This is a genomic window from Microvirga sp. P4_G7, assembly GCF_056401005.1.
On sequence record NZ_JBFUKD010000011.1, the window covers coordinates 1 to 23,876 of the forward strand.

24 protein-coding genes are annotated in these 23,876 nt (G+C 59.1%); 9 read left to right on the plus strand and 15 right to left on the minus strand.

Annotation, left to right across the window (positions count from 1 at the left end; translation table 11 throughout):
* From AC1DT3_RS01740 to AC1DT3_RS01765, 6 genes are all read left to right on the plus strand, one after another.
* A partial coding sequence (locus AC1DT3_RS01740; protein WP_477463507.1) for a tripartite tricarboxylate transporter TctB family protein occupies positions 1-302 on the plus strand: 302 nt, incomplete at its 5' end.
* Positions 303-312: 10 nt separating this feature from the next.
* Positions 313-1,803 (plus strand): tripartite tricarboxylate transporter permease, encoded by a 1,491-nt coding sequence (locus tag AC1DT3_RS01745; RefSeq protein WP_477463508.1) that lies wholly within the window; start codon positions 313-315, stop codon positions 1,801-1,803.
* Between the two features lie 36 nt (positions 1,804-1,839).
* A complete protein-coding gene (locus tag AC1DT3_RS01750; protein ID WP_477463509.1) occupies positions 1,840-2,679 on the plus strand; it encodes an IclR family transcriptional regulator domain-containing protein in 840 nt (279 codons plus the stop codon).
* Positions 2,676-3,473: an enoyl-CoA hydratase/isomerase family protein gene (locus AC1DT3_RS01755; RefSeq protein WP_477463510.1), complete on the plus strand. Its 798-nt coding sequence runs from the start codon at positions 2,676-2,678 to the stop codon at positions 3,471-3,473. Before AC1DT3_RS01750 ends, AC1DT3_RS01755 begins: the two co-directional genes overlap by 4 nt.
* A 1-nt stretch (position 3,474) precedes the next feature.
* Positions 3,475-5,616: an acetate--CoA ligase family protein gene (locus AC1DT3_RS01760; RefSeq protein WP_477463511.1), complete on the plus strand. Its 2,142-nt coding sequence runs from the start codon at positions 3,475-3,477 to the stop codon at positions 5,614-5,616.
* 351 nt (positions 5,617-5,967) lie between these two features.
* Positions 5,968-6,960 carry a Bug family tripartite tricarboxylate transporter substrate binding protein gene (locus AC1DT3_RS01765; RefSeq protein WP_477463512.1) on the plus strand — a complete coding sequence of 331 codons (993 nt, stop codon included), beginning with the start codon at positions 5,968-5,970 and terminating at the stop codon, positions 6,958-6,960.
* A gap of 94 nt (positions 6,961-7,054) precedes the next feature.
* On the opposite strand, the gene AC1DT3_RS01770 is transcribed toward AC1DT3_RS01765, so the two are convergent.
* Positions 7,055-7,726, minus strand: coding sequence for a CGNR zinc finger domain-containing protein (locus AC1DT3_RS01770; RefSeq protein WP_477463513.1), 672 nt, complete (start codon positions 7,724-7,726; stop codon positions 7,055-7,057).
* 67 nt (positions 7,727-7,793) lie between these two features.
* A complete protein-coding gene (locus AC1DT3_RS01775) occupies positions 7,794-8,174 on the minus strand; it encodes an antibiotic biosynthesis monooxygenase family protein (RefSeq protein WP_477463514.1) in 381 nt (126 codons plus the stop codon).
* Positions 8,175-8,317: 143 nt separating this feature from the next.
* Here AC1DT3_RS01775 and AC1DT3_RS01780 point away from each other — a divergent pair, with 143 nt between their 5' ends.
* On the plus strand, positions 8,318-9,097 hold the full coding sequence (locus tag AC1DT3_RS01780; protein ID WP_477463515.1) for a class II aldolase/adducin family protein: 780 nt from the start codon (positions 8,318-8,320) through the stop codon (positions 9,095-9,097).
* Positions 9,098-9,190: 93 nt separating this feature from the next.
* Here AC1DT3_RS01780 and AC1DT3_RS01785 read toward each other — a convergent pair whose 3' ends face one another.
* A complete protein-coding gene (locus AC1DT3_RS01785; RefSeq protein ID WP_477463516.1) occupies positions 9,191-10,498 on the minus strand; it encodes an aspartate aminotransferase family protein in 1,308 nt (435 codons plus the stop codon).
* Positions 10,499-10,605: 107 nt separating this feature from the next.
* On the opposite strand from AC1DT3_RS01785, the gene AC1DT3_RS01790 reads away from it, so the two are divergent.
* The gene (locus AC1DT3_RS01790; protein ID WP_477463517.1) at positions 10,606-11,505 is read left to right on the plus strand and encodes a LysR family transcriptional regulator; all 900 of its coding nucleotides are present in this window, start codon (positions 10,606-10,608) and stop codon (positions 11,503-11,505) included.
* An 80-nt stretch (positions 11,506-11,585) separates the two neighbouring features.
* On the opposite strand, the gene AC1DT3_RS01795 is transcribed toward AC1DT3_RS01790, so the two are convergent.
* The 7 genes from AC1DT3_RS01795 to AC1DT3_RS01825 form a co-directional block, all read right to left on the minus strand.
* A complete protein-coding gene (locus tag AC1DT3_RS01795; protein ID WP_477463518.1) occupies positions 11,586-12,530 on the minus strand; it encodes an NAD(P)-dependent oxidoreductase in 945 nt (314 codons plus the stop codon).
* Positions 12,531-12,550: 20 nt separating this feature from the next.
* Positions 12,551-13,558 carry a transketolase family protein gene (locus AC1DT3_RS01800; protein ID WP_477463519.1) on the minus strand — a complete coding sequence of 336 codons (1,008 nt, stop codon included), beginning with the start codon at positions 13,556-13,558 and terminating at the stop codon, positions 12,551-12,553.
* Complete coding sequence (locus AC1DT3_RS01805) at positions 13,551-14,396, minus strand: transketolase (RefSeq protein ID WP_477463520.1); 846 nt, start codon at positions 14,394-14,396, stop codon at positions 13,551-13,553. The genes AC1DT3_RS01800 and AC1DT3_RS01805 overlap by 8 nt, the downstream gene beginning before the upstream one ends.
* Before the next feature lie 133 nt (positions 14,397-14,529).
* Complete coding sequence (locus AC1DT3_RS01810; RefSeq protein WP_477463521.1) at positions 14,530-15,438, minus strand: ABC transporter permease; 909 nt, start codon at positions 15,436-15,438, stop codon at positions 14,530-14,532.
* Positions 15,435-16,490 carry an ABC transporter substrate-binding protein gene (locus AC1DT3_RS01815; protein ID WP_477463522.1) on the minus strand — a complete coding sequence of 352 codons (1,056 nt, stop codon included), beginning with the start codon at positions 16,488-16,490 and terminating at the stop codon, positions 15,435-15,437. The genes AC1DT3_RS01810 and AC1DT3_RS01815 overlap by 4 nt, the downstream gene beginning before the upstream one ends.
* Entirely contained in the window at positions 16,487-17,590 is a 1,104-nt protein-coding gene (locus AC1DT3_RS01820; RefSeq protein ID WP_477463523.1) for an ABC transporter ATP-binding protein, read from the minus strand. The genes AC1DT3_RS01815 and AC1DT3_RS01820 overlap by 4 nt, the downstream gene beginning before the upstream one ends.
* Complete coding sequence (locus AC1DT3_RS01825; protein ID WP_477463524.1) at positions 17,591-18,463, minus strand: ABC transporter permease; 873 nt, start codon at positions 18,461-18,463, stop codon at positions 17,591-17,593. It abuts the gene before it with no gap.
* A gap of 314 nt (positions 18,464-18,777) precedes the next feature.
* Here AC1DT3_RS01825 and AC1DT3_RS01830 point away from each other — a divergent pair, with 314 nt between their 5' ends.
* Positions 18,778-20,010: a metal-dependent hydrolase family protein gene (locus AC1DT3_RS01830; RefSeq protein ID WP_477463525.1), complete on the plus strand. Its 1,233-nt coding sequence runs from the start codon at positions 18,778-18,780 to the stop codon at positions 20,008-20,010.
* Positions 20,011-20,012: 2 nt separating this feature from the next.
* Here AC1DT3_RS01830 and AC1DT3_RS01835 read toward each other — a convergent pair whose 3' ends face one another.
* Genes AC1DT3_RS01835 through AC1DT3_RS01855 form a run of 5 tightly spaced genes read right to left on the minus strand, consistent with a single transcriptional unit; the run spans position 20,013 to position 23,713 of the window.
* Positions 20,013-20,999 (minus strand): 5-oxoprolinase subunit C family protein, encoded by a 987-nt coding sequence (locus AC1DT3_RS01835; RefSeq protein WP_477463526.1) that lies wholly within the window; start codon positions 20,997-20,999, stop codon positions 20,013-20,015.
* Complete coding sequence (locus tag AC1DT3_RS01840; protein ID WP_477463527.1) at positions 20,996-21,703, minus strand: 5-oxoprolinase subunit B family protein; 708 nt, start codon at positions 21,701-21,703, stop codon at positions 20,996-20,998. The genes AC1DT3_RS01835 and AC1DT3_RS01840 overlap by 4 nt, the downstream gene beginning before the upstream one ends.
* On the minus strand, positions 21,700-22,464 hold the full coding sequence (locus tag AC1DT3_RS01845; protein WP_477463528.1) for a LamB/YcsF family protein: 765 nt from the start codon (positions 22,462-22,464) through the stop codon (positions 21,700-21,702). Before AC1DT3_RS01845 ends, AC1DT3_RS01840 begins: the two co-directional genes overlap by 4 nt.
* The gene (locus tag AC1DT3_RS01850) at positions 22,465-22,929 is read right to left on the minus strand and encodes a VOC family protein (protein WP_477463529.1); all 465 of its coding nucleotides are present in this window, start codon (positions 22,927-22,929) and stop codon (positions 22,465-22,467) included.
* A 7-nt stretch (positions 22,930-22,936) separates the two neighbouring features.
* Positions 22,937-23,713, minus strand: a complete 777-nt coding sequence (locus AC1DT3_RS01855; RefSeq protein WP_477463530.1) for an SDR family NAD(P)-dependent oxidoreductase — start codon at positions 23,711-23,713, stop codon at positions 22,937-22,939.
* Positions 23,714-23,876 lie beyond the last annotated feature (163 nt).

The following is a 23,876-nucleotide window of genomic DNA, read 5'->3' on the forward strand; positions in this document are numbered from 1 at the left end:
TTCTTATTGTCCTCGGCATAGTCGTCTTCCTCCTGGGGACGCGTGAGCACCGCAACGTGTCCTTTCCGCTTGCTGAATTGCGGCCCGCTCTCTTCGTCACTTTGTCGATTTTGCTGTTCGCGTTGACGATCGAGCGAGCGGGTTTCCTGATCGGTACCTTCGTCGTCGCAGCGGTTGCGACGCTGGCGAGTCCGGGTATTTCATTGAAACGTATCCTGATTCAATCGACGCTGATTGCGCTCGGTTGCGGCGTCCTGTTTCTTGGTCTGCTGCAGGTGAACCTGCCGCTATTGCCGCGCTGAGGAGACCGGCATGCAGTTTCTCAATGGTCTCATTGTCGCCCTTGAACCGAGCAATCTGCTGGCGTGCTTTGTCGGCGCGCTGGTCGGTACTCTGGTCGGCGTCCTGCCCGGTCTCGGCCCGGTAGCCACCATCGCAATGCTCCTGCCCGTGACGTATCACCTGAGCCCGATCGCGGCGATCGTCATGTTGTCGGGCATATATTATGGTGCACAGTACGGCGGGTCCACGACGGCGATCTTGGTAAACATCCCGGGCGAGACTTCCACTGTCGTCACCTGCCTCGATGGTTACCGGATGGCCCAGCAAGGTCGTGCCGGTGTTGCGCTTTCAATCGCCGCAATCGGGTCCTTCGTCGCGGGTTTGTTTGCGACCGCCGTCATCGCCCTCGTCTCGCAACCACTGTCGGAACTCGCACAATCGTTCGGACCGGCCGAGTACTTTTCGCTGATGACATTGGGGCTGGTGGGCGCCATCATTCTTGCCCACGGATCAGTGATCAAGGCAATCGCGATGATCATCGTGGGCCTATTGCTCGGTCTGGTTGGAACGGACGTCAATTCTGGTCTTCAGCGAATGACTTTTGGCATTCCTGAACTCGCCGACGGAATCAGTTTCGCGGCTGTGGCCATGGGCGTGTTCGGCATAGGAGAAACGTTTATCACGTTGGCCCAGAAAACGGCAGGAAGCGGCGCTATCGCGCGGATCGAGCGCCTGTGGCCCGACCGAGCCGACCTCAAAGCTTCAGCAGCACCGATCATCCGTGGTTCGATACTGGGATCGATCCTTGGTGTCCTCCCGGGCGGCGGTGCGATTCTGAGTTCGTTTGCGGCCTATGCCCTAGAAAAGCGCCTATCCCGTACGCCAGAACGCTTCGGCCGCGGTGCGATCGAAGGCGTTGCTGCCCCCGAGGCGGCCAACAATGCGGGYGCGCAGACGTCGTTCATCCCCATGCTGACTCTCGGCATTCCGTCGAACCCTGTGATGGCGCTCATCGCCGGAGGCCTAATCCTTCACGGAATCACGCCGGGTCCGCAAATCCTGACTGAGCAACCTCTTCTGTTCTGGACCGTGATCGCAAGCATGATTGTGGGCAATCTTTTCCTGGTCGTGATCAACATCCCGTTCGTCGGTCTTTGGGCAAAGCTGTTCAAGCTTCCCTACGACGTTCTGTTTCCATGTATTGTGGTGATCTGCTGCGTCGGAACGTACAGCATCAACAGTATGTCTCTGGATGTGCTCATTCTCGGATTCTTCGGACTTGCGGGTTACATCTTCGTCAAGCTCGGATTCGAGGTCGGTCCGATGCTGCTGGGTCTCGTACTCGGGCCCATGCTCGAAGAAAACTTCCGTAGGGCAATGTTGCTTGCGCGCGGCGATCCGATCAACATTGTAACCCGGCCTATCTCTGCAGTGCTGCTTTTCAGCGCCGTGCTGCTATTGGCAATCATTCTGCTTCCCGCACTCAAGCGGAAGAGAGAAACAGTGTTTCAAGAAGGGTAGTATCGATTTATGGGACGTAGGGCACATAACCGGGGAGTGGATACGGAAACGGATCTCACAGAGGCGCAGCCGGAATTCGTCGCCGGTTTTGCGCGGGGACTAAAAGTCATTCGCGCCTTCGGGGAAAACTCTCACATGATGACCCTGTCCCAAGTTGCAGAGCGATCCGAACTCACCGCAGCGGGCGCTCGGCGTCTTCTCCTGACGCTGGTCACGCTTGGTTATGCAGGTGTCAGGGGTCGCTTCTACTATCTCACGCCGAAGATCCTGTCACTCGGCTACTCCTACCTCACATCGATACCACTTTATCACTTTGCCCAACCAATTCTCGAGCAACTTGTGGCAAAGACGGGAGAGACATGCGCCGTTGGTGTACTCGACGATCTCGACGTCATCTATCTCCTGCGCATCCCAGTTCGACAAATCGTGTCGGGTGATTTTGGAATCGGAACGCGCCGACCCTCGCACGCCACGTCGATGGGTCGCATCCTGCTCGGCGATCTGAATGAGCGGGAGCTCAGCGGCTTTCTGGAGCGGGCCAACCTGGAGCAGTTTACGAAGGCGACCGTCACCGATGCTGGAGAATTGCGCCAACGGATAAGCCACGATCGTCAACAGGGTTATTCCTGGGTAAGTGGCGAGATGGCTGATCACGTCAGCGGACTTTCCGTCCCGATCATCGACGAAGAGGACAAGATTACCGCCGCGCTCAACATCAGCTTCAACCGGCCGAAGATCTCCCGCGCAGAAATCCTGCGAGAATATCTGCCACCTCTCCAAGAGGCGGCCGCCCAAATCCGCCGTTCGCATTTGTTGCGTGAACGCAGCATGGCCGATCGACCCACAACACTCGCGGAGGCTCGCGCGAAACGATGAGAACTGACTTTCCGACACTTTACATCGAGAAGCGGGGCGGTGCGGCCTGGATCACGCTGAACCGTCCCAAGCGGCTGAACGCGCTCGACTTCGCCAGCAAATGGGATCTGCAGGCGGCACTCGCACTTGCCGTGAACGACGACGCGATCAAGGTGATCGCCTTTCGAGGAGAAGGCCGGGCGTTTTGCGCAGGAATCGATCTGACAGATTTGTCCGCCGGACTGATTGACGAGCGCAATTTCCGTCTTTGGGAAGAATGCCTGCGCACAATTGAAACCTGCGACAAGATCGTCATTGCGTGTATGCATGGCCACGCGCTCGGAAGCGGCGTCCAGTTGGCGCTCGCGTGCGATCTCCGCCTCGCGACTGCCGATGCCAAGATCGGCGTGCCGGCAGGTAAGGAAGGCCTCGTTCCCGGACTGTCGGTAATGCGCCTGGCCCGCTTCGTTGGTCTCGGTCGAGCCAAGGAGATCGTCATGTGGGGCGAGTTCATGGACGGCAACGAAGCGCGGCGCATCGGTCTCGTGAACAAGGTGGTCGATGAGCATAACAAGGATGAAGAGTTCGAGGCCGTCGTCGCACGGACGGTGGCCATAGCGACGGAGGGCGTTCGTCTTACCAAGCGCGCCATGAACGAAATCACCTACGGCGATTTCGGTGACGCTTACGAGATCTATATACAATGTCAGCGCCTGGGTCTTTCGTCCAACGACTTTGCGGCCGCGATGGCAGCATGGCGTGCGCGTGGCGAGTCGGGCAAGGACGGACAAAGCAAGACCGAGGCGGTGACCTAGCATGACGCGCGACCGGTCATCTTGGCACGCTGCGCTCCATGCTCCGCAATCCATTGCGGTAATCGGCGCATCCTCGAATCCGCAGAAGATTGGCGGCCGCACACTCGCAAATATCCGCCGTGGCGGTTTTTTGGGAGCCGTCTATCCGATTAATCCGGCAGGCGGCACGATAGGCGGATGGACGGCTTATTTGACTTTGTCGGACCTTCCGCAGGTTCCGGACATGGCGATCATCGCGGTGCCAGGCGCAGAAGCGGTGGAGGTCGCAGTCGCTGATTGCGCCGCTCATGCAGTCAAAACATGCATCGTCTTCTCGGCCGGGTTTGCCGAGACGAACGACGAAGGACGCGCTCGGCAAGCGCGCATGACGGCACATGCACGGGCGAGCGGGTTGCGTGTACTCGGCCCGAATTCTCAAGGCTGCCTGGTTGCCCAATCCGGTCTGATCGCAAGTTTCGCAACGACTTTTCAAGAATACGCGATAGCGGACGGACCCGTTGCGGTGATCAGTCAGAGCGGAGCGATAAGTGCGGTTCTCTATGGCCAGCTACGTCAACGCGGCATCGGCGTACGCTACGTTCATGCGACTGGCAACGAAGCTGACATCAGTGTGGCCGATCTCGTCGAGGTGGTTGCGGGCGATCCGGACATCGCCGTGATTGCGCTCTATCTGGAAAACATAACTGACGCGCTCCGTCTCGAAGCGGCTGCGCAACGCGCACGCGATGCGGGGCAATTGGTCTTCGCCGTGAAGGCTGGCGCCAGTGCGTCAGGCCAGAAAGCAGCGCAGTCACACACGGGTGCGCTCGCCTCCGATGACGCCGTGGTGAATGCTTTTCTCGAGCGGATAGGTGTCTGCCGGGTAGATACCCTGCGCGCGCTCGTTGACGTCGTGCCTCTCGCCCTCCAACGTCGCTCTCATCCGATCACCGGAATCGTGGCCATCAGCAATTCGGGGGCGGCCTGCGTGCTCGCAGCCGATCTCTGCGAGCGGCTCGAGATACCACTCGCTCGGATCTCTGACTTGACGAAAAAGGCGTTGGAAGCAATCGTGCCGGCGAATGGCAATGTCGAAAACCCCATCGATCTCACGCCCGCACTTTTGACTAATCCGGATCTACTCGGAAAGACGCTGACGATGATCGCCGAAGACGGTGATGTCGATGCCGTCCTGCTCAATCTGCCGGGGTCGGCACAAGGCTACGACTTTCCTCGCTACGCGGATGATCTCGCCGCATATCAGGCAAGAAGCAACGCGGCAGTGGCTGTCGTTGCGCCCTCCGAGAGCGCACGCCTCGCCATGGCCCGGACCGGCGCGGCCGTGTTCGAGCACGACAGCGACGCGCTCCATGCACTGGCCACCCTCAAGCGCGCCCATGTTGCTTCCCGTGCGGTGGAGCGCGCAGAAACACTTTCACCGCCACTCCTTCCCGCAGAAGGCATGCTGAGCGAATTCGAAAGTCTTGCTATCCTTCGACAAGCTGGCATTCCAGTCATCCGGCATGAGCTATGTGCAACCGTCGACGAAGCTATCGCCGCGCGGAGCGCATTCGCCGGTCCTGTCGTCGTTAAAGGTTGTTCGCGGCGATTTCCTCACAAATCCGAGTATGGACTTATCGTTCTCGATCGACGGACGGATGCGGAGGTAGCCGAAGCGTTCGCGGAGGTCACCCAATTGATGCGCAGCCACGGCGAAGTGAACCCACATGTCATCCTTGCGCCTTTCGCGAAAGTACGAGGTGAAGCTTTTATCGGTGGTCGTTGGGATCCCGAATTTGGAGCCGTGATTGTCATTGGAGAAGGCGGCAAGTACGCGGAGGCGCGACATGACGTCGTGACGCTGTCCTGGCCCTTCGATGAAGCGACGGCCTTGAGAGCTGTTGAGTCCCTTCGTGTCTCAACGATTTGGAACGGTGTACGCGGCGAGCCTGCACTCGATCTTGCGCCGCTCGCTGCAGCCGCCGTCCGGATGGGCGCGCTTGTTCACACTGCCGGTGGCTCCATCGCCAGTATTGACGCCAACCCATTCTGCCTTGGCGCACCAGGCGAGGCGTCTCTCGTCCTCGATTCGCTCATTGAAGCGACAATCTTTGAGAGTACGGCGCGGATCATTGAGCCAACTGCGCAGCCAAAGCACATCTGACAAGCAGCCGTGGAAGTTCCTGTCGGCGTTCGCGGTCAGAAAGATACTTCCTACACACAAATCCAACTTGACGATTTTACCTTACCGCTACTACGATATTCTTTATACAAAATAGTTTTCGTATTGCGAAATGGGAAAACTATCTAGATCGCTTTGGCGAAGAGATGATCTGTTCTGGACTGAATGTCGATCGGCTCCTTACGTATCTAAAGGAACCGCCATGCACGATTTCTGCCACCTGACAAATCCGAAGCGATGCAGTTTGCAGAAAGAGAAGCTGTCTGGACTCCACCAAACCAGACGGCCCGAGGGAACGGCGCGCTCCGCGCCAAACACTGAGGATGACTCGTGATGCACCGCCTTTTTGACAGACGAACCTTTCTCAAGTTGAGCGCCGGCACTACCGCTTTCGCCGCCATGGGACTGCGGGATGCGTGGGCTCAAGGCTTACCAACCCATCCGATCACAATCGTCGTGCCGTTCGATCCCGGCGGCTCCAATGACATTGTGGCTCGCGTCGTCGCCCAGCACATGGCCGAGACATTGAAAATTACCGTCGTCGTCGACAATCGCCCCGGCGCGAGCGGCACCATCGGTGCGCAGTATGTCGCCCGTTCCGAACCGGACGGCTCTACGCTTCTAATGGCTCCGGTCGGCGTCTTGGCGATCAATCCCTGGCTGTTCACGAAGCTAACCTACGATCCGGCAAAGGACTTCGCGCCGTTGACCGTCGCTGCGTCGGTTCCCAACGCGCTTCTCGTCCACCCGTCCGTTCCCGCCGCCAATGTTCAGGAATTGATTGCCTATGCCAAGAAGAACCCGGGCACACTGAACTTCGCGTCTATGGGCAACGGCACGACGGGACATCTGTGCGGGGAAATGTTCAAGAAGGCCGCTGGTATCGACATCGTGCATATTCCTTACAAGGGGAGCGCGCCGGCCTTAAAGGACCTTCTGGCTGGACAGGTGCAGATGATGTTCGACAACCTCCCAACGGCCCTGCCACATATACGGGGCAACAAGCTGCGCGGATATGCAGTGACGAGTCCCGCACGGCATCCTTTGGCACCCGAAATTCCGACGTTGAAGGAAAGCGGCCTCGATGTGGAAGCGCTCGCGTGGTTCAGCTTCGTCGCGCCTTCGAAGACGCCGGAGCCCGTACGCACTAAGCTCGTCGATTCCATGCGAGCTGCCCTTGCCGATCCAAATGTGCAGGCGCAATTTGCCAAGCTTGGGTTAACGGTGGTCGGCAATACCCCGGCCGAGTTCGCGACCTTCGTAAGTAGCGAGAGCCGCAAATGGAAACAGGTCGTGGCGGATGCAGGAGCGAAAGTCGACGACTGAGTGAGTGGCAATGGTTTGTACCGAAACCGGCGAGTGTCCGGTTTCGGCGCAAGGCCCCGGCATCAGTCCGCCAGTCGAATGCCGTATCGGCTGATCAATCGCAGCGGATATCTGCCGTGCGGCCGCGGCGATAATGAAGGCGGGACTTTTCGCGATTGCCACAGGTGGCCATGTCGCACCAACGGCGCTTTCCATTTTTTGTGACGTCGAGGAAGAGCCAACCGCAGTTCAATCCCGGGCAACACTTGATTCGATCGAATCTCGCTTGCGTCAGGACCTCCGCCGCAGATTGAATGATCGGCCACAGGACAGAGGTCAGATCAGCGCCGCTTTGAGACCAACCGAAAGCAAAGCAATCCGGAGACGGCGTCAGCTCGAGATGCGGGTACGATCGTCCGATCCAGCGATTGAGCGCGATGACGTCCTTTTCCGGCGCCGGTGCCTGCTCGGTGATGGCCATGAACACGCGGTAGAGCGTCTCCCGCAAACCGACGGCGTCCTGAAGGACGATCTGCGACTCGGCTATCCGCTCGGACGAAATCGCGCGAAGCGCATCGCAGCGCGCTTGTGCAAAAACTCCAGCATGCTCTGCCCAATCCATCAGGTCGTCGAACGTCTGGAGGTGGTCGAGTTCATGCGACGATCCGCGGCCACTTTTGGTGTTCGTGAAATCGAGGCAAAGCCTCTCGCCCTTGAGGGCGAGAGGGATGGGAGAAGGTCGCTCTAAGGATCCAACATTCACGAAATGGCTCCGCGGTGATGCCATCGTCATTCCATTGACCGCAATATAGCTCTCAACMCTTTATCTGACAGCTCGGCATGGAAATAGATACCTATCTCTCCGTTACCCACCTGTTCGACGACATCTCATACAAATCCACGAACTCCGGAAGCTCCAGGAGAAAATCCTCGTCTTCTGGGAGAGCGCGGACACGGCGAACATCTGCGCTCCAGGCGTTCATGGATTCCACGGAGGGCCAATAGGACATCACCATGAATTCGGAGACGTCCTCTTTGTCGTTGCGAAACATCTGCACGCCGAGGTTGTTGGGCTTGCTGGCGATAAGATGAGTACTCGCTTGCAGGATCTCCGCATAGGCATCGGCCCGATCGCGCCTGGTACGCCCGCGCCAGATGCGTGCGACGAGCGGTTTCTTATCCTCCCACTTCACGAGGATATCCTCATGCTTCGTGCTGGATGGCTGTCTATCCATGGGCCGCTTCCTCTTCTCGTGGTCCGACGGTTGATAGCCAACAATAACCATCAAAACACTCTTGACTAGTTAGACACGAGGTTCTGTAGTGGAACCCTGGACAGATCATTGGCGCCAGTTCCGGTGGCACGATGGAGGTCTCCGTGACGAGATTTGAGAGAATTTCGCAGCCGCGACCCGAGCAGGTATCGCCTTCACCCGCCGAGTGGCGGGTGCGTCGCGACTTGGCTGCTTGCTATCGGCTGACCCATCGCTTCGGCATGAGCGATCTCGTCTCTTGCCACATCTCGGTCCGCGTTCCCGGTCGACCCCGGTCATTTCTGATCAACCGCTTCGGACTGTTGTTCGATGAGGTCACTGCCTCAAACCTTRTCGAGGTCGATCTGGAAGGGCGTGTGATCGCCCCGCGAGACGCCCCCATCAATCCGGCCGGCCTTGTCGTCCACACGGCCATCTACAACGCCCGTCCGGATGTGGCCTGCGTCCTGCATACTCACAGCTCTGCGGGTGCCGCAGTGTCGGTGCTGGAGGACGGGTTGCTGCCGATCAGCCAATTCGCTCTGCAATTCTATGGTCGTCTCACCTACCACGATTACGAAGGCATCATCCTCGATGATGCGGAGCGGGAACGTCTCGTCAGCAACCTCGGCAGCGCCGACGCGATGATTCTGCGGAATCACGGCCTGCTGACCGTCGGGCGTGGCGTCGGCGAAGCCTTCACGCTGATGCACAATCTGGAGCAAGCATGTGAGGTGCAATTGCGCGCCATGAGTTCGGGCGCGCGCCTGAGATATCTTCCCGACGACGTGTGCCGTCTCACCGCGCGCCAGCACGCCACCTTCGACGGGAGCGACGTCGGCGAGGCCGAATGGGCCGCTTTGATGCGCGATATCGAGCGTACTGCGCCCGAGTGCCTGCGATAGGCATCGCGAATGGGACACGCGGACTTCACCTCAAACGAGATGCGGCTGGCCAACGCCAGCCGCGATGTCGTTGCAACGTTAAACTGGCGAGATCTAGGCCGATTTGCGCGTTTGCGATCTCGCCAATTCCGACAGAACGTCTTCAGCAGCGGCGATCGTTGCGTCGATGTCGGCTTCCGTATGCGCGAGATTGAGGGTCATACGTCGCAAGGCCTGAGGAGCCAGGAGGTAACCTCGGTCCAACATCATGGCCCTGAAGCGCATGTCCAGTTCGGCGTCCTGGATCACAAGTTCCTCGTAGGAATGCGGATCGCGTTCCATGAAGTGAAGCATCCAGATGGACCCGAAGCCCGCGACACGCGCCTGGACACCCGTACGTTCGATGGCCTCCGCGAGGCCGCGTCGCATGCGGTCCCCAAGAGCGAAGAGACGATTGTAGCCATCCGCTTCCTTCAGCAAGGCAATCGTGGCGATGCCGGCTGCAACGGACGGCGGGAACGCATTGTAGGTCCCGCCAAAGAACACGCCTTCGCCTGCGGGCATAGGACCCAGTCGACGCATGATATCTTCCCGGCCGCAGACGCCGGCGAGCGGGAAACCGTTCGCAATCGCCTTTCCGAACGTGGTGAGATCGGGCGTGACTCCGCAGAGCGATTGGTAACCACCGAGAGCATGGCGAAAGCCGGTGATAATCTCGTCGAAGATCAGCACAGTGCCGCTGCGCGTCGTCTCCTCGCGAAGCGTCTTCAGGAATGCGTCATTGGCGGCAAAGCCACCGACATTGTGCATGATCGGCTCGATGATGACCGCCGCGATTTCATGCCCGCGTTCCTGCATGAGAGCCTTGAGGCCAGCGACATCGTTGAAGGTCAGGACCAGAGTCGCATCGGTGGCGAGATCGAGGGTACCCGCACTGAAGGGCGCTTTCTTGCCGAGATCGGCACGCGGCGTCACAAAGTTGACGGCGACGTAATCATGCCAGCCGTGATAGGCGCCCTGAAATTTCAAAATGTAACGGCGACCCGTGGCGGCGCGCGCGAGACGAATCGCGTGGAAGGTCGCCTCCGTGCCGCTGCAGCAGAAATTGACCCGTTCGGCGCTCGGCACGTGAGTGCATACGAGTTCGGCGAGATCACCCTCGAGCGTCGTCATGCCGAGCCCGATCTGATCGATGCCATGCGACAACTCGGCGACGCGCCGCATATGCTCTTCGTGACAATGGCCAAGAATAATGGCGCCGAAGGCCGAGTTGTGATCAGTGAAGGTTCGCCCTTCAGCGTCGGTCACACGAGCGCCTTTGGCCGACACAAACGCAATCGGATCCTTCAGGCGTCGCGCCTGGCTCGAGTAGCCGCCGGGGATATATCGCGCGTTGCGTTCGCCGATCTGCTGGTTCTTCATTGTTCCATCACCTGTTGTACCAAGCGCACCATGCGCCCGCTCCTCCTGCGAGGCGAAGAACCTGAATGGCAGGAACTTGGAACCTTTGCGGTTCACGGAGTTCGAGAATGGATCTGAGACAATTGAGGTACTTCCAGGCCGTCGCCCACGCGGGCAGCCTGTCATCCGCAGCCGAGCGGCTGGGTATGGCGCAGCCGCCCCTTGGCCGGCAGATCCGGGCCCTGGAGGAGGCGCTCGGCGTGACGCTCGTTCTGCGCTCTCAACGAGGCGTGACACTCACGGAGGTCGGTCGCAATTTTCTCCTGCGGACGGACGACCTTCTCCGGCGAATGGACGAAGCCGTCGAAGAAGTTCGCGAAATCTCCAAGGGTGGCAAGGGACAATTGTCCATCGGTCTCATCGACGAAGCGCTCGCCGGGCAGGTCGCACAGACAGTAACGGTGTTTGCATCGGAAAACCGCGATATCGGCGTGATTACCACGACGGACAGCTCGGCTTCTCTCGCCACGCAGGTCAACTCCCAGACACTCGACGTAGCCGTGATCTTCGGACCGCCGCCCGCTCATCTTCTCGACATTACGGTGAGAGCGCTCGACCGCGCACCGCTCGGCGCACTGGTATCAGCTCACCACCCTGCCGTGGAAGCAGGCCACGTTCGTTTGGCGGATCTCGGCGGCGAGACTTTCATCATGGGTCGGTTCAATCCCATGAGCGGGTACTATGTCCAGTTCACCCAACTGATGCGCCGCTTCGGCATCAAGCCGAACGTATTGTCGGGAATCGATCCGACCATGATGATCATGGAATTCGTCGCGGCAGGCCGGGGCATCTCGCTCGTGACGATGGATGCCCATCCGCAACTGCGCCCGGATCTACGCCTGCTTCCTCTCAGCGAGCCGGAGGCCAGTTTCGAACGTTTGCTCGTCTGGCGTCCCGATAATACGAATCGCTCACTCCGCCGCTTTCTGGACAGTTTCGGACCCAAGTTGAAGAGTCGCGCCGCCTAGAATCTTTGCGTCATACGAGAATGCGCACGCCGCTGGGAGGAAGGCGGCGCGCGCAGGAGTGAAGCAATCGCCCGAAAGACTCAGGCGGCGTTTGCAGGTGCTATCCCCTGCAATCGATCAAGCTCCGCTCTCATGAGGCGGTAGCCGCTATCCATCTGACGCTTCGCCGCCTCGGGACTGCTCCAGCCCGAATGCGGTGTGATCACGACGTTGTTGAAAGCCCGGATGTCGTCGCCGGCCGGCAATGGCTCCTTGTGAAACACGTCCAGCCCGGCACCCCGCAGATGTCCATCTTTCAGCATTGCAAAAAGTGTCGCCTCGTCCGTCAGCGCAGCACGGGCCGTGTTGATCAGAACAGAGCCCCGTTTCATCCGGCGAAGGCGTTCGGGACCGAACATTCCGCGCGTACCGTCGTTCAGACCAATGTGTAGGCTGACTGCATCCGAACGCTCCAGGAGMTCGTCGAGTTCTACCAGATCGACAGGAAGCGGTTGGCGAAGGGGCGAACGGTTCCATCCCAGCACCTTCATGCCGAGCGCACTTCCCATACGGGCGACTTCAGCGCCAATTGGGCCGAGGCCGACGACGCCCAACGTCTTGCCGCCGAGTTCCGCCACCGCGCGCGGCTTCCAAACGCCATTGCGAACTTCGCGATCGAGTTCAGCGAGCTGTCGGAACGTCGCGAACAGGAGACCAATTGCGTGTTCAGCGACACTGCGATCTCCATAGCCGGAAATCGTCCTGACAGGGATGTCGCGTTTGGCGCAAGCGTCAAGATCTACATAGCTCGCAGCGCCGGTGCCCAGGAATACGATCGCGCGTAGCGAAGGACAGGCCTCGAGCACTGTCTCATTCACATACGATTCGTTGTTCAGCATGACCGCGTGACCCTGCAGGCGCTCGATCAGGCCTGCTTGATCGGGAATACCGTAATGCACCACCATGCCCGGCACGAGGGCGCGCGCATCCTCGCTGAGGACCGCGTTCAGGGAATCATCGGCGTCTGGAAAAACCGCTGTATACATCGTCGACAGACCTCTCGTTGTTACATGGTCAGCATTTGATGGATTGGGCGCGCGTCTCTTTTGATGAAAGCCGACACCGTCTCGATGATCTGCGCCGTCGTCATCCCCTGTTGTTGCTGCAGGAACGGAACCGAACCGCAGCCCAGGAATGCATCGGGAAGGGCGATCTTGAGCATCGGCCGAACAATTCCGCGCTCATAGAGAGATTCCGCCACAAGAGAACCGAGACCGCCGCGGATGGAATGGTTTTCCAACGTGATGATCCGCGTCGCTCGCTTGGCCAACGACGCGACAGCGCCGTGATCGAAGGGTTTGATCGAGGGGCAGTGAAGCACCGCGGCCGAGATGCCTTTGGCTTCCAACGCGTTCGCCGCGTCAAGGGCGCGCTCCGTCATGAGGCCGGTGGAGATCAGTGCGACCTCGCCGTCCCGCAGCAGCTTCGCGCGACCAGGCTCGAAACGGTACGATTCATCAAATAGAACCGGCACGGTTCCCCGCGGCATGCGCACATAGCAAGAGCCGCGGTTCGATGCGGCATACTGCACGACGCTTTGAAGCTCGACGGCATCCGCCGGATCGACCACCATGAGATCCGGGACTGCTCCCATCACGGCCAGATCTTCGGTCGCCTGGTGCGTGGATCCGTAGCCCGTCGTCAGGCCCGGTAAGGCGCAGAACAACTTGACGTTCTCGTTGGAATGCGCCGCGGCGATCATGATGAAGTCGAGCGCGCGACGAACGGCAAAAGCTCCGAAGGTTGTGCAAAACGGCATAAAGCCGGTCTTGCTCAACCCGACAGCTGCAGTGACCATCGCCTGCTCGGCCATGCCAATATTGAGATAGCGATCGGGGAAGCGATCTCTGAATGGATAGAGATCGGTATACTTGCCGAGATCAGCTGTGAGCGCGAGAACGCGATCGTCCTGTTCGGCTGCCCGAATGAGCGCCTTGGCGAAGGGAGCTTCAATCGATGCACGGTTCTCGACCGCTTCCGATTCGCCCATCGCTTTCGTGAAACCCTTAAGCATCGTAGCACTCCTCGAGTTCTCGTTCCAAAGCGTCCCACTCATGGGGATCTACGCGCACGAAATGAGCCTTCTCGCGCTTCTCGAGTGTGGGAATGCCGCGTCCTGGACGCGTCCTCAAGATGATCGCCTTGGGTTTGCCGGCACGCGACCGCGCTGCGTGGAGTGCGTTGACGATCTGCTCCATGTCATTGCCATCGATCTCCATCGTTTCCCAGCCGAATGAGCGCCACTTGTCGGCGACGGGCTCGATGTTCACGACGAGCGCACCGTCGGCCTGGATGCCGTTGCAATCCACAAGAGCCACCAGATTGTCGAGGCCGAATGTCGATCCGGTGGTCGCCGCCTCCCAAGTGGAACCTTCCTGCAATTCACCATCGGACAGTTCCACGAAAATGCGGGCATCGGAACCGAGCCGACGCAAACCCAAGGCCTGACCAACGCCGATGCCGAGCCCATGGCCGAGCGAACCGCCCGTCATCTCGACGCCTGGGGTACGATCGAGCGTACTCATTTCGAGCAGGCTCTCATCCGCACCATAAGACGGCAGGTCATCACGGCTGAAGATTCCGAGTTCGGCGAACACCGCCCAAAGAGCTATCGAATAATGGCCCGTCGAAAGGAGAAAGCGGTCGCGGCCATCCCATGAAAGATTATCGGGGTCGTAGCGCATTTCATAGAAGTAGAGCGCTGCTAGTGCGTCGGAGATATCCAGCCCCTGGCCTAGATACGCTTGGCCTTTTCCCATGGCTTGTTTCAGCATGTTGCGTCGCAGTTGATGTGYGCGTTCCTTCAGAAAGCGGATGGGGGGAACCGAGTTCGGTTGGTTGAGAATAGCCATGTTTCAATCCCGTTAGTCCAACCACCATAACCTTGTTTGACGAAGCCGCATTGAACCGGCGAAGCACGGGAATCAAACCTACCGGGTTGAGCGCAGATCTGTTTCGACAGATGTCATTCAGAGATTGCTGYGCTCAAGCCTTCTGATGCCGTCTTCCTTGAATCAGAGTCGTCGAAACAATGGTCAGCAGCAATGTCGCCGTCATCAGAACAAAGGCCAACGCAGCACCGAAAGGCCAATTCGATTGCGCTGTTATCTGCTGATAAATCTGCGGCCCCATGAAGTGGAAGCGCGGTCCGCCCAGCAGAACAGGCATCGCATAGGCGTTCATGCAGAGGATGAAAACCAGCACCGTACCCGCAAGAACGCCTGGGAGAGCCAACGGAAAAGTAATTCGCGAGAACGTTGTGAACGGTCCGGCCCCGAGATTGGCGGCGGCGCTTTCGAGATTGGGATCAATTCCCTCGATGACGCTCTGTAGGGTCAGGATCATGAACGGCAGAACGACTGTCACCATTCCGATGACCACAGCGATCGGTGTGTAGATGAGCTCAATTGGCTTGTCGATGAGCCCTGGACTCAACAGCAGCTGATTGAGGAAACCCTGATTGCCCATGACCGCCATCCAACCCGCAGCGCGCACCAGATTTCCAACGAGCAATGGAAATATGGTGAGAACGATGAGCAAACTTTTCCACCGGACCGGCGCCCGCGCGATGAAGTAGGCGACAGGAAATCCCAACACCATCGTAATCGAAGTTGAGATTGCCGCGATTTGAATCGTACGAAAAAGAACGTTTCGGTAGAATGAATCGTTGAAGATCGCGATATAGTTTTCCAGCGTGAAGGCCTCGATCATGATGTCGTAGCGATCGTACTGATTCAGGCTGTAGCGGAACAGCAGCATCAAAGGCAGCGCGAGCACCACGACCACCACGAGCGTCGCGGGAATCGCAAGATAGACGGCGCCGCTCCCGGGGGAGCGACGCGACGCATTGAGATCCATGTCGTGTTTTTCAGAGATCACTGGAGCTTCACTCAAGCGAGGAATTCCCGATCCCACCATTGCCGCAGGTTCTTGTATTCCTTGGCCAGCTGATCGAAATCGAGCTTTACCATCTTCTTGGCTTCGTCCGGCGTGAAACTGATTTTCTGCGCTACGTCGGGAGGCAATTCCGCCGTGGACACAGTCGGTGCATAGCCCATGCTCTTCGCAAAACTGCTTTGGGCCTGTGAATCGAGCATTGCGTTGATGAAGGCCAACGCCGCTTCCTTGTTGGGAGCGTTCTTGGCAATGCCGGCTTCGTAGGTCACTGGAATAATGCCTTCCGTGGGGACTACGTTCGTAACGGGAATGCCGGCCTTGGCCCACAGAACAGCACGCGCGCGCCATAGAGGCGCGATACTGATCTCGCCGGACTGCAAGGCCTGGCCGACGGCTTCATTGGTCGGATAGACGCGGACGCCGAGCTTCTTCCACTCGAGCAACTTTTTCTTGGCCGCTTCGAAATCGTTGGGTGATGCGCCAGCAGCCATTGCCGCAACATTGATGACCCAGTTGAAGCTGCCGTCCACGAGGCCCACTTTGCCGCGATAGCGCTCGTCCCACATTTCGGCAAAGCTCTTGAGCTGCGCGTGCTGAGGGTTCTGGATRATCACCATGCCGCTATAAATCTGCGATATCGAATAGGGACGCCGCAGATTGGGAATGGAATTCTTGAGATTGGGGATGTTTGTGTCGTTCAGCGGCTCGAGAACGTCGGCAAGCGACATTTCATACATGTCGGAATCGCCGAGAATGACGACGTCCATCGTTCCTTTCGGCAATCGACGCTCGGCGATGAGCTTGCTCTTCTTTGGGCCGGTATTCGCAACGTCCCATTGAACGCTGATCCCCTTGGGTTCCAGCAACGGCTTGACGATATTCGCTTCCAACAAGTTCAGGTAATCACCGCCAAAAGTGCCGACGATGCATTGCGTGCCTGCTTGCGCCCTGGCAGCCGGTATTCCCAACGCTGCAGTGCCTGCAACGGAGCCGGCAGCCTGAAGAAAACGCCGCCTCGATAGTGTCGTGGTGTCGCGAAATGATGTCATGGTTGGTCCTCGATTTTTTCCCTATTGGAAGGCCAGTCGGATGCGTCGAGCACCCGCCCCGCTTCAGCCGGCCATGTTAGCCGGATCTCTTCGCCCGCTTGCACGCGGGAGACTTCGCTCGATGCCGTAGGACCGTGAACGATGATCGTTTCGCCTGAATCCAGAGTCGCGAGAACTTCGGTCACGGGTCCTAGAAACGTCACCACTTTGGCGCGCGCCGGTAGAACGTTCGGCAAGCCGCCTCCAATGCCGGCGGGCAGGAAGCCAATCCGATCGGGACGGACAGCAAGGACGCCTTGCGTGGCGGTCGCTTCACCGGCAAATTTCAGGTCGAGACCCGACTTTGTGCGAAAGACGCCGGCACTCACGACCGACCCCGCGAAGAAGTTCGAGCGGCCCATGAAGTCGGCGACAAATGCGCTTGCCGGTGAATCGTAAATCTCTTGCGGCGTACCGACCTGCGCGACGACGCCATGATTCATCACAACGAGACGATCCGCGACGGCCAGCGCCTCCTCCTGATCGTGTGTGACGAAAACGGTCGTCAGACCGAGTTGCTGCTGAAGCTGACGAATCTCGAGTCGCACCGCGTGCCGCAGCTTGGCGTCGAGATTCGACAAGGGCTCGTCGAGGAGCAGCACATCGGGCTTGATCACTAGCGCTCGCGCTAGGGCGACCCGCTGTTGCTGACCACCTGACAATTCACGCGGATAGCGGCTTCCGAGATGGTCGAGTCGTACGAGGCGCAGAGCCTCGATCACGCGCTTCTCGATTTCGACCCGACCGACCTTCCTCATTTTCAGGCCGAACGCGACGTTGTCCGCGACCGTCATGTGCGGGAAGAGGGCATAACCCTGGAACACCATGCCGGTCGAACGTTGAAAGGGCGGATCGTTCGTCACGTCGCGTTGGCCGATCCGGATTCGACCGCTCGAAGGGCGGATGAATCCCGCGATCATCCTGAGGGTCGTGGTCTTGCCACAACCGGATGGTCCCAAAAGAGCCACCAGCTCTCCGGGCCTGATTGTGAGCGAGAGATCACGGACGCTCGTAACCGGTCCATAGGATTTGTGAACGTGTGAAAGAGTGACGTCGGGCACCTAAACCACTTTCGATAGTTTGACGAAACGATCGGCGATGAGGAGACAGGAACCGATCAACACGATTTGGACGACCGAAACAGCCGCGACCGTCGGATCGAACTTCCACTCGAGATATTGCAGCATGGCTATTTGCAGGGTCGTGCGACCGGGGCCTGCTAGAAACAGCGACATTTCGAGGTCGGTGAACGAAACGATGAAGCTGAAGATCGCCGCCGCCACGACACCGGGACGGATCATCGGCAAAGTGACATACCACAGGGTCGCAAGTGGTCGAGCGCCGAGATTCATGGCGGCTTCTTCCACCGTTCGGTCGAATCCGACGAGACTCGCCGAAATCAGCCTGACTGTCCAAGGAATTGTCAGCGCGACGTGCGCGGCGACAAAGCCAGGCAATGTTGCGATCAGCCGCACGCCGGTCAGGAGCTCAAACTGCACAAAAAAGGTATAGACCGCCGTGCCCGCAACGATGCCTGGCACGATGAGCGGCGAGAGGAGAAACGCGTTCAGCGCGGCGCGTCCAGGAAAGTTTCCGCGGGCGAGCGCAAAGCTCGCGGGTATGCCCAAAACCAACCCTGCCACCATCGCCGTCATGCCGACCTTGATCGACGTCAGAAATCCACCCAGGAAGGATGAATTCTCCCAAGCATTGACGAACCAGCGCAGGCTGTAGCCGCGAGGAGGAAAAGTGACGACTGCGTTATCGAAGACGCTGACCCAGAAAACAAACAGAACTGGCGTGAGCATGAAAAAGAAAACCAACCCGACGACGGCGAGATAAACGCCGCGCATCACCTGCGCGGACGAAAAAATGGGCCGAATGAAAGGGCGCTCTGCCAGAATTGCGTTGCTACTGTTAATCTCGAGAGTCATACGATTCCCTTCCAGGCTCAACTCCCCGTCAATTCTGAGCCCAACATGCGAGAGTTGCAACGTAAGTTCAGACCGACGATCAACAATACTCCGCGTCGCCAGCGGTGCATCCAACCAACAAGGCACCGCCGCAGTACCCCTTGGGTTTAGGCCATGGGACATGCGCCCTGTTACGATGCAAATGCAGTTAGTTTCCGTGATGTCCTTGTTGGGAATTCATGGATAAGATTGCTGGCTTGGCCTTCACAACCAGAAGATTGGCCCCGATTCAGTGGCGCCGCTTTCTCAATCCTGCCGCACGAACGGAGCCCTCAATGTCCTCATTTCTTTTCCACGGTGGTCGTTTCCTGAATCCGCGCCTCGACGACGTTCAGGATGGCGTCGAGGTCTTGGTCGTCGACGGTATGATCCGCGAGGTATCTGAGACTCCGATCAAATCTGCGCAGGCGCATCGAGTCGACCTGCGCGGCCGCACCCTCATGCCGGGCCTCATCGATGCCCACGCGCATATCACCGCGGCGGAGGCCGTATATGGATTGATGGCCGATATGCCGCTGACGCTGTTGTCCGCCAAGGCGTCGGTCTCGGCCCGCGCCATGGTGCTTCGCGGCTTCACCACCATCCGAGACGCGGGCGGTGCGGATTGGGGGCTGAAAGCAGCCATCGATCAAGGTCTCTTTCTGGGCCCGCGCCTTTTCATCTCCGGCGCGCCGATCAGCCAGACCGGCGGTCATGGAGATTTTCGCAAGCGCACTCAGCACGACCACTCGTGCAGCTGTTGCAGTGCCTTGTCCTTCGTGCTTCGCGTAGCCGACGGCGTGCCCGAGGTCGCGAAGGCCGTGCGTGACGAGTTGCGCAAGGGCGCCGACCAGATCAAGATCATGATTTCCGGCGGCGTCTCGTCCCTCTTGGACCCATTGGAGAGTCTACAGTTTCGCACCGACGAGATCGAGGCGGCGGTGGATGAAGCGAAGCGTTGGGGCACATATGTCCTTGCCCACGGCTACACCGCGCAGGCCATTGAACGAGCCGTGCGCGTAGGCGTTCGCAGCATCGAGCACGGCAACCTGATCGACGAGCCGACGGCGCGCGTGATGGTCGAGCACGGAGCCTTCGTGGTACCAACCCTCGTCACGTACGATTCTTTGAGAAGAAACGGCGCCGATTATGGCATGTCCCGTGTGAGCTTGGACAAGAACGACCGCGTGCTGGACGCCGGAAAGCGCTCGCTCGAGATCTATCGGTCAGCCGGCGTAAAGATGGGTTTTGGAACCGATCTCATCGGCGTGATGCAGAAAGACCAGTCGCTCGAATTCCTAATCCGCGCCGAAGTCCTGAGCCCCCAGGAAATCATCCGCTCGGCGACTCTCGTGAACGCGGAAATCTTGCGCCGCGAACGGCTGCTCGGCGAAATCGTGCCCGGCTCCCATGCGGATCTTCTGGTGGTCGATGGCGATCCCTACCGCGATCTATCCGTGCTCCAGAATGAAGGCGCTCGCATCCCCGCCATCATGCTGGGCGGTCGTTTCATCAAGAACGAACTTTGATGCTACGCCTCTCGACCGAGGCTAGATGACGTCATCGGATGAAGATCTCTTCGTCTCACCCGCTCCAGAAACCGTTCCGTGATCAGCTGGCGGGTCCTGGCGGCCTCGATGGCGGTCTCCGGAGAGATGGCCCTGAACGTGACGGTCTGACGCGTTCGTAACTGCACGAACGCATCCTGGTCGACAGTCGCGATCGTCGCGACTTTCGGATATCCGGCGGTCGTCTGATGATCGGACAACAGGACGATCGGGTCTCCATGTCCCGGAACCTGGATCGCGCCTCGGACAAGTGGTTCGGAGACCATGTCGAGCGATCCTTCCATCGGCAAAGGAGAACCCTTGAGCCGCACTCCCATGCGATCGTACTCGCTTGTCAGCGTAAAGGGTTGGGCTAGCAATGCCGCGATTGTCTGTTGTGCGAAGAATCGGTCTTGCGGACCGAGGATGACGCGGACATCCGAGCGCGGACGCGCCGCCGCAGGATAGGGAATGGCGCCGCACCTGCCTCGATCGTCTTGTGCATCCTTGACCTCGATCATCTGTCCCACAGCAATCCGCCCGCCACCGAAGCCGGACAATGCGTGAGTCGCCTTGCTACCGAGCCATTCGGTAGCAGCGATGGCGCCGTCGAATGCCAGATAGGTCCAACTGCCCCAGTGRCCGGCTTTGATTGACAGACGAGAGCCCGCCCGGATCGTGGAAACCATCCACGACTCCATCGGTTCACCATCAAACTCGATGCGAAAACCGCCCCCTGCCACTGCAAAGTTGACGCTCCCTTCGATGCACCGAAGGGTGAGGCCACCCAGAGTCGTTTCGATAGCAGCGCCTTGCGCGGGCAAGTTCAAAGCCGCCTGCACGATGGCGAATGAACTTCGGTCCATCGGACCCGATCTCGGTACGCCGTACCGCATGAAGCCGGTTCGGCCGACATCCTGAATCGTGGTGAGAGGCCCCGCTTGCTCGACGATGAACATCGCGGTGCTCATTCGCTGGATCCCGCCTCGCATTCAAGCGCAGCGCGATCGATGCGCATGAAGTGAACGTGATCGCCGATGTCAAAAAGAAACGGATTGTCCGAACTGGGCGAAAGGATTCGAGTCGCCGATCGGCCGATAATCCACCACCCTGTCGGCATGGTGATGGTGGAGACGAGACATTGCGGTCCCGCGATGAGCACGCTTCCCGCCGGAACATTGCGGACCGGCGCAGACTTGCGCGGCAGCTGCAGGGATGATGGCACGCCGCCCATATATGCGTATCCGGGCGCAAACCCGTACATGAAAACGCGGTAGTCGCCGTCCAGGTGAGCGCGAATGACATCCTCTGTCGAAAGACCGAGCCTCTGGGCCACAGCAGACAGGTCCGGCGCGAACGGCTCGTCATAACAAACCCGCACCTCGATACGCCGTTCCGGCACGATTATCGGCGACATGGTGTCGAGAACTTTCTTCGCCTCCGCGGTCGCTTCATTTAGGTCCGTGACCAGAAGATCGTAGCCCACATAGACGGAAGCGTAGGCCGGCACGCTTTCCGTGAACCCACGAAAGGGCGAAGTCCGCAATTGGGCGTCAAAGCACAAGACGCGCTCATGGATCGCCACGTCGATGCGATCGCCAAATTCGACAAGGAACCCTTGGTCGCCCATCGGACGAATACAAACGGGGGAAACAGAATGCGTCTTGTCGATCATGCTTTGAGAAATGGCTGGATCGCAATATTCTCAGCCAGCAGAGCCTTCCGGATATGCGCCGCCATTCCGACCGCGTGAGAACTGTCTCCGTGAATGCAGATGGAATGGGCGGCAAGTCCGATCTCGCCACCATCGACGGTCGGCATCATGCCAGTTTGAAGAAAGCTCACCAACCGCGCCGACGCCGCCTCGGATGACTCGATCATGGCTCCAGGATGGCCGCGTGGCACCAGACGGCCGGCCGCGGTATAGCCGCGGTCCGCGAAAATTTCGGAGAACGTGTCAAGCCCTACGGCCTTCGCGACATGTTCGAGTTCGGTACCGGAGATCGCCAACACGGCGAGGTGCTTGTCGACGGCCGATATGGCACGGACGATGGCCTTCGCCACGTCCTGATCATCGGCTGCGAGGTTGCCTAACGCGCCATGCGGCTTCACATAGGCGATGCGCTTTCCGGCCAGTGCTCCAACCGCCGCCAGAGCTCCGATTTGCGCAGCTGTGAAGCGCTCGATTTCCGCCGTGCTGCAAGGCAATCGCCTGCGCCCGAAACCTTCGCGATCCGGATAACCCGGATGGGCGCCGACGACGACATTTCGTTCTCGGGCGAGACTGAGTGTCTCAAACATGATTTCCGGATCGCCCGCATGTCCGCCGCAGGCGACGTTGGCGCTGGTCACGATGTCGAGCATTGCGGCATCGTCGCCCATGCGCCACGGGCCATAGCCCTCGCCGAGATCGGAATTGAGATCGATCGTTCGCATCTATCGGCCAGGCGGGCTCGAGCGGACTTCCAGAACGACTCCGGCCTGTTCGGCCGTATCGAAATAGGTAAATCCGCTGCGGTCGGGTCGCCGACCGCGCATGATCACGTCGAGCCCCAGACGTCTCCCGAGGTCTTCACCTTCGTCGCAGCGATCGACGCCAAACCCTACGTGAAAAACCCCTTCTCCATGGGTGTCGAGGAAGCGCTTCTGCGGACCGTCGGCCTCGCCGGGCTGGCAAAGCTGGATCTGTGCGTTGGCGATGTCGGCATATTTGTACGTCATCCCCAAGAAAGCCTCGCGGTTCGGCACTTCGAGCTCTGTATATTGATCGAGTGGGGGATAGTCCTGCCAGGGGCCGACTCCGACCGACTCGTAGAAGGATACGGCCTTATGAATATCGCGCACGACGATGCAGATGTGATGAAGCGTGGTGAAAGGACCGGCCTTGAAGGGACTTACCATTGAGCGCTCACTGACGAACCGGGACGGTGTAGTTCAGGATAAGGCGGCCGCCGTCGGGATAAATGGTCTGGCCGGTGATATAGGATGCGTCATCGCTCGCCAAAAAGGCCGCCACCGAGGCAATCTCGCTTGGTTCGCCGCAGCGGCCGATGGGTGTGCGGGCGAGGATACCGTTCTTGGCCTGCTCCGAGGACATGAATGACTTTGAGACCATTTCCGTCAGGATTGTTCCTGGCCCGATACCCACGACCCGGATGTTGTGCGGCGCGAGGGCAACGGATGCAATCGTCGTGACCTGATTGAGTCCACCTTTGGAAATCGCATATGTCGTGACCGCCGGATTGGCCAGGAGCGCGTTGATCGATGACATGTTGATGATGACCCCGCCACCGCCTTGAGCGATCATCTGCTTGGCCGCCTCCTGAACGCCGAAGAAGGCACCCTTGAGATTGACGTCGAGGACTGAGTCAAAGTCTTCCTCGGTAATCGACATGAAGTCCTGGTTCTTCGCCACGCCTGCATTGTTGATCATGACGTCGACCCTGCCGTAGGTCTTCACCGCTTCGCCGACGAGTTTCTCGATGTCGGCGCGTTTCGATACATCGGTCGTAACGTGATGCAGCGAGCCCCTCCCCTTCAACTCGCTGGCGGCCTGTTCGAGCCGATCCGACTGAATGTCGGCGGCGACTACTTTGGCGCCTTCGTCGAGGAAACGCTCCACGCAGGCTTTGCCGATGCCTTGAGCGGCGCCGGTGACGATGACCACCTTACCTTTGAGCTTCATTGAATCATGTTCCTTTGGCGCTCTGCGACACGATACTAGTAGACGACACTTTCGACCAGTGGCTCTTGGCGGCGAATGCGGCCGTATCCGAGCGGTGACAGGTCTAGGGACCGATATGTTCCCGACGTGATCCACTCGGCAACGGCGCGTCCGACGGCAGGCG

What these genes read in the sequence shown, in the direction of transcription:
- AC1DT3_RS01825 (WP_477463524.1), bottom strand. Translation starts at nt 18,463, where the DNA reads ATGACTCTCGAGATTAACAGTAGCAACGCAATTCTGGCAGAGCGCCCT.
- AC1DT3_RS01850 (WP_477463529.1), bottom strand. Translation starts at nt 22,929, where the DNA reads ATGGTAAGTCCCTTCAAGGCCGGTCCTTTCACCACGCTTCATCACATC.
- AC1DT3_RS01840 (WP_477463527.1), bottom strand. Translation starts at nt 21,703, where the DNA reads ATGATCGACAAGACGCATTCTGTTTCCCCCGTTTGTATTCGTCCGATG.
- AC1DT3_RS01765 (WP_477463512.1), top strand. Translation starts at nt 5,968, where the DNA reads ATGCACCGCCTTTTTGACAGACGAACCTTTCTCAAGTTGAGCGCCGGC.
- AC1DT3_RS01845 (WP_477463528.1), bottom strand. Translation starts at nt 22,464, where the DNA reads ATGCGAACGATCGATCTCAATTCCGATCTCGGCGAGGGCTATGGCCCG.
- AC1DT3_RS01760 (WP_477463511.1), top strand. Translation starts at nt 3,475, where the DNA reads ATGACGCGCGACCGGTCATCTTGGCACGCTGCGCTCCATGCTCCGCAA.
- AC1DT3_RS01790 (WP_477463517.1), top strand. Translation starts at nt 10,606, where the DNA reads ATGGATCTGAGACAATTGAGGTACTTCCAGGCCGTCGCCCACGCGGGC.
- AC1DT3_RS01785 (WP_477463516.1), bottom strand. Translation starts at nt 10,498, where the DNA reads ATGAAGAACCAGCAGATCGGCGAACGCAACGCGCGATATATCCCCGGC.
- AC1DT3_RS01830 (WP_477463525.1), top strand. Translation starts at nt 18,778, where the DNA reads ATGTCCTCATTTCTTTTCCACGGTGGTCGTTTCCTGAATCCGCGCCTC.
- AC1DT3_RS01775 (WP_477463514.1), bottom strand. Translation starts at nt 8,174, where the DNA reads ATGGATAGACAGCCATCCAGCACGAAGCATGAGGATATCCTCGTGAAG.
- AC1DT3_RS01770 (WP_477463513.1), bottom strand. Translation starts at nt 7,726, where the DNA reads ATGGCATCACCGCGGAGCCATTTCGTGAATGTTGGATCCTTAGAGCGA.
- AC1DT3_RS01755 (WP_477463510.1), top strand. Translation starts at nt 2,676, where the DNA reads ATGAGAACTGACTTTCCGACACTTTACATCGAGAAGCGGGGCGGTGCG.
- AC1DT3_RS01855 (WP_477463530.1), bottom strand. Translation starts at nt 23,713, where the DNA reads ATGAAGCTCAAAGGTAAGGTGGTCATCGTCACCGGCGCCGCTCAAGGC.
- AC1DT3_RS01800 (WP_477463519.1), bottom strand. Translation starts at nt 13,558, where the DNA reads ATGCTTAAGGGTTTCACGAAAGCGATGGGCGAATCGGAAGCGGTCGAG.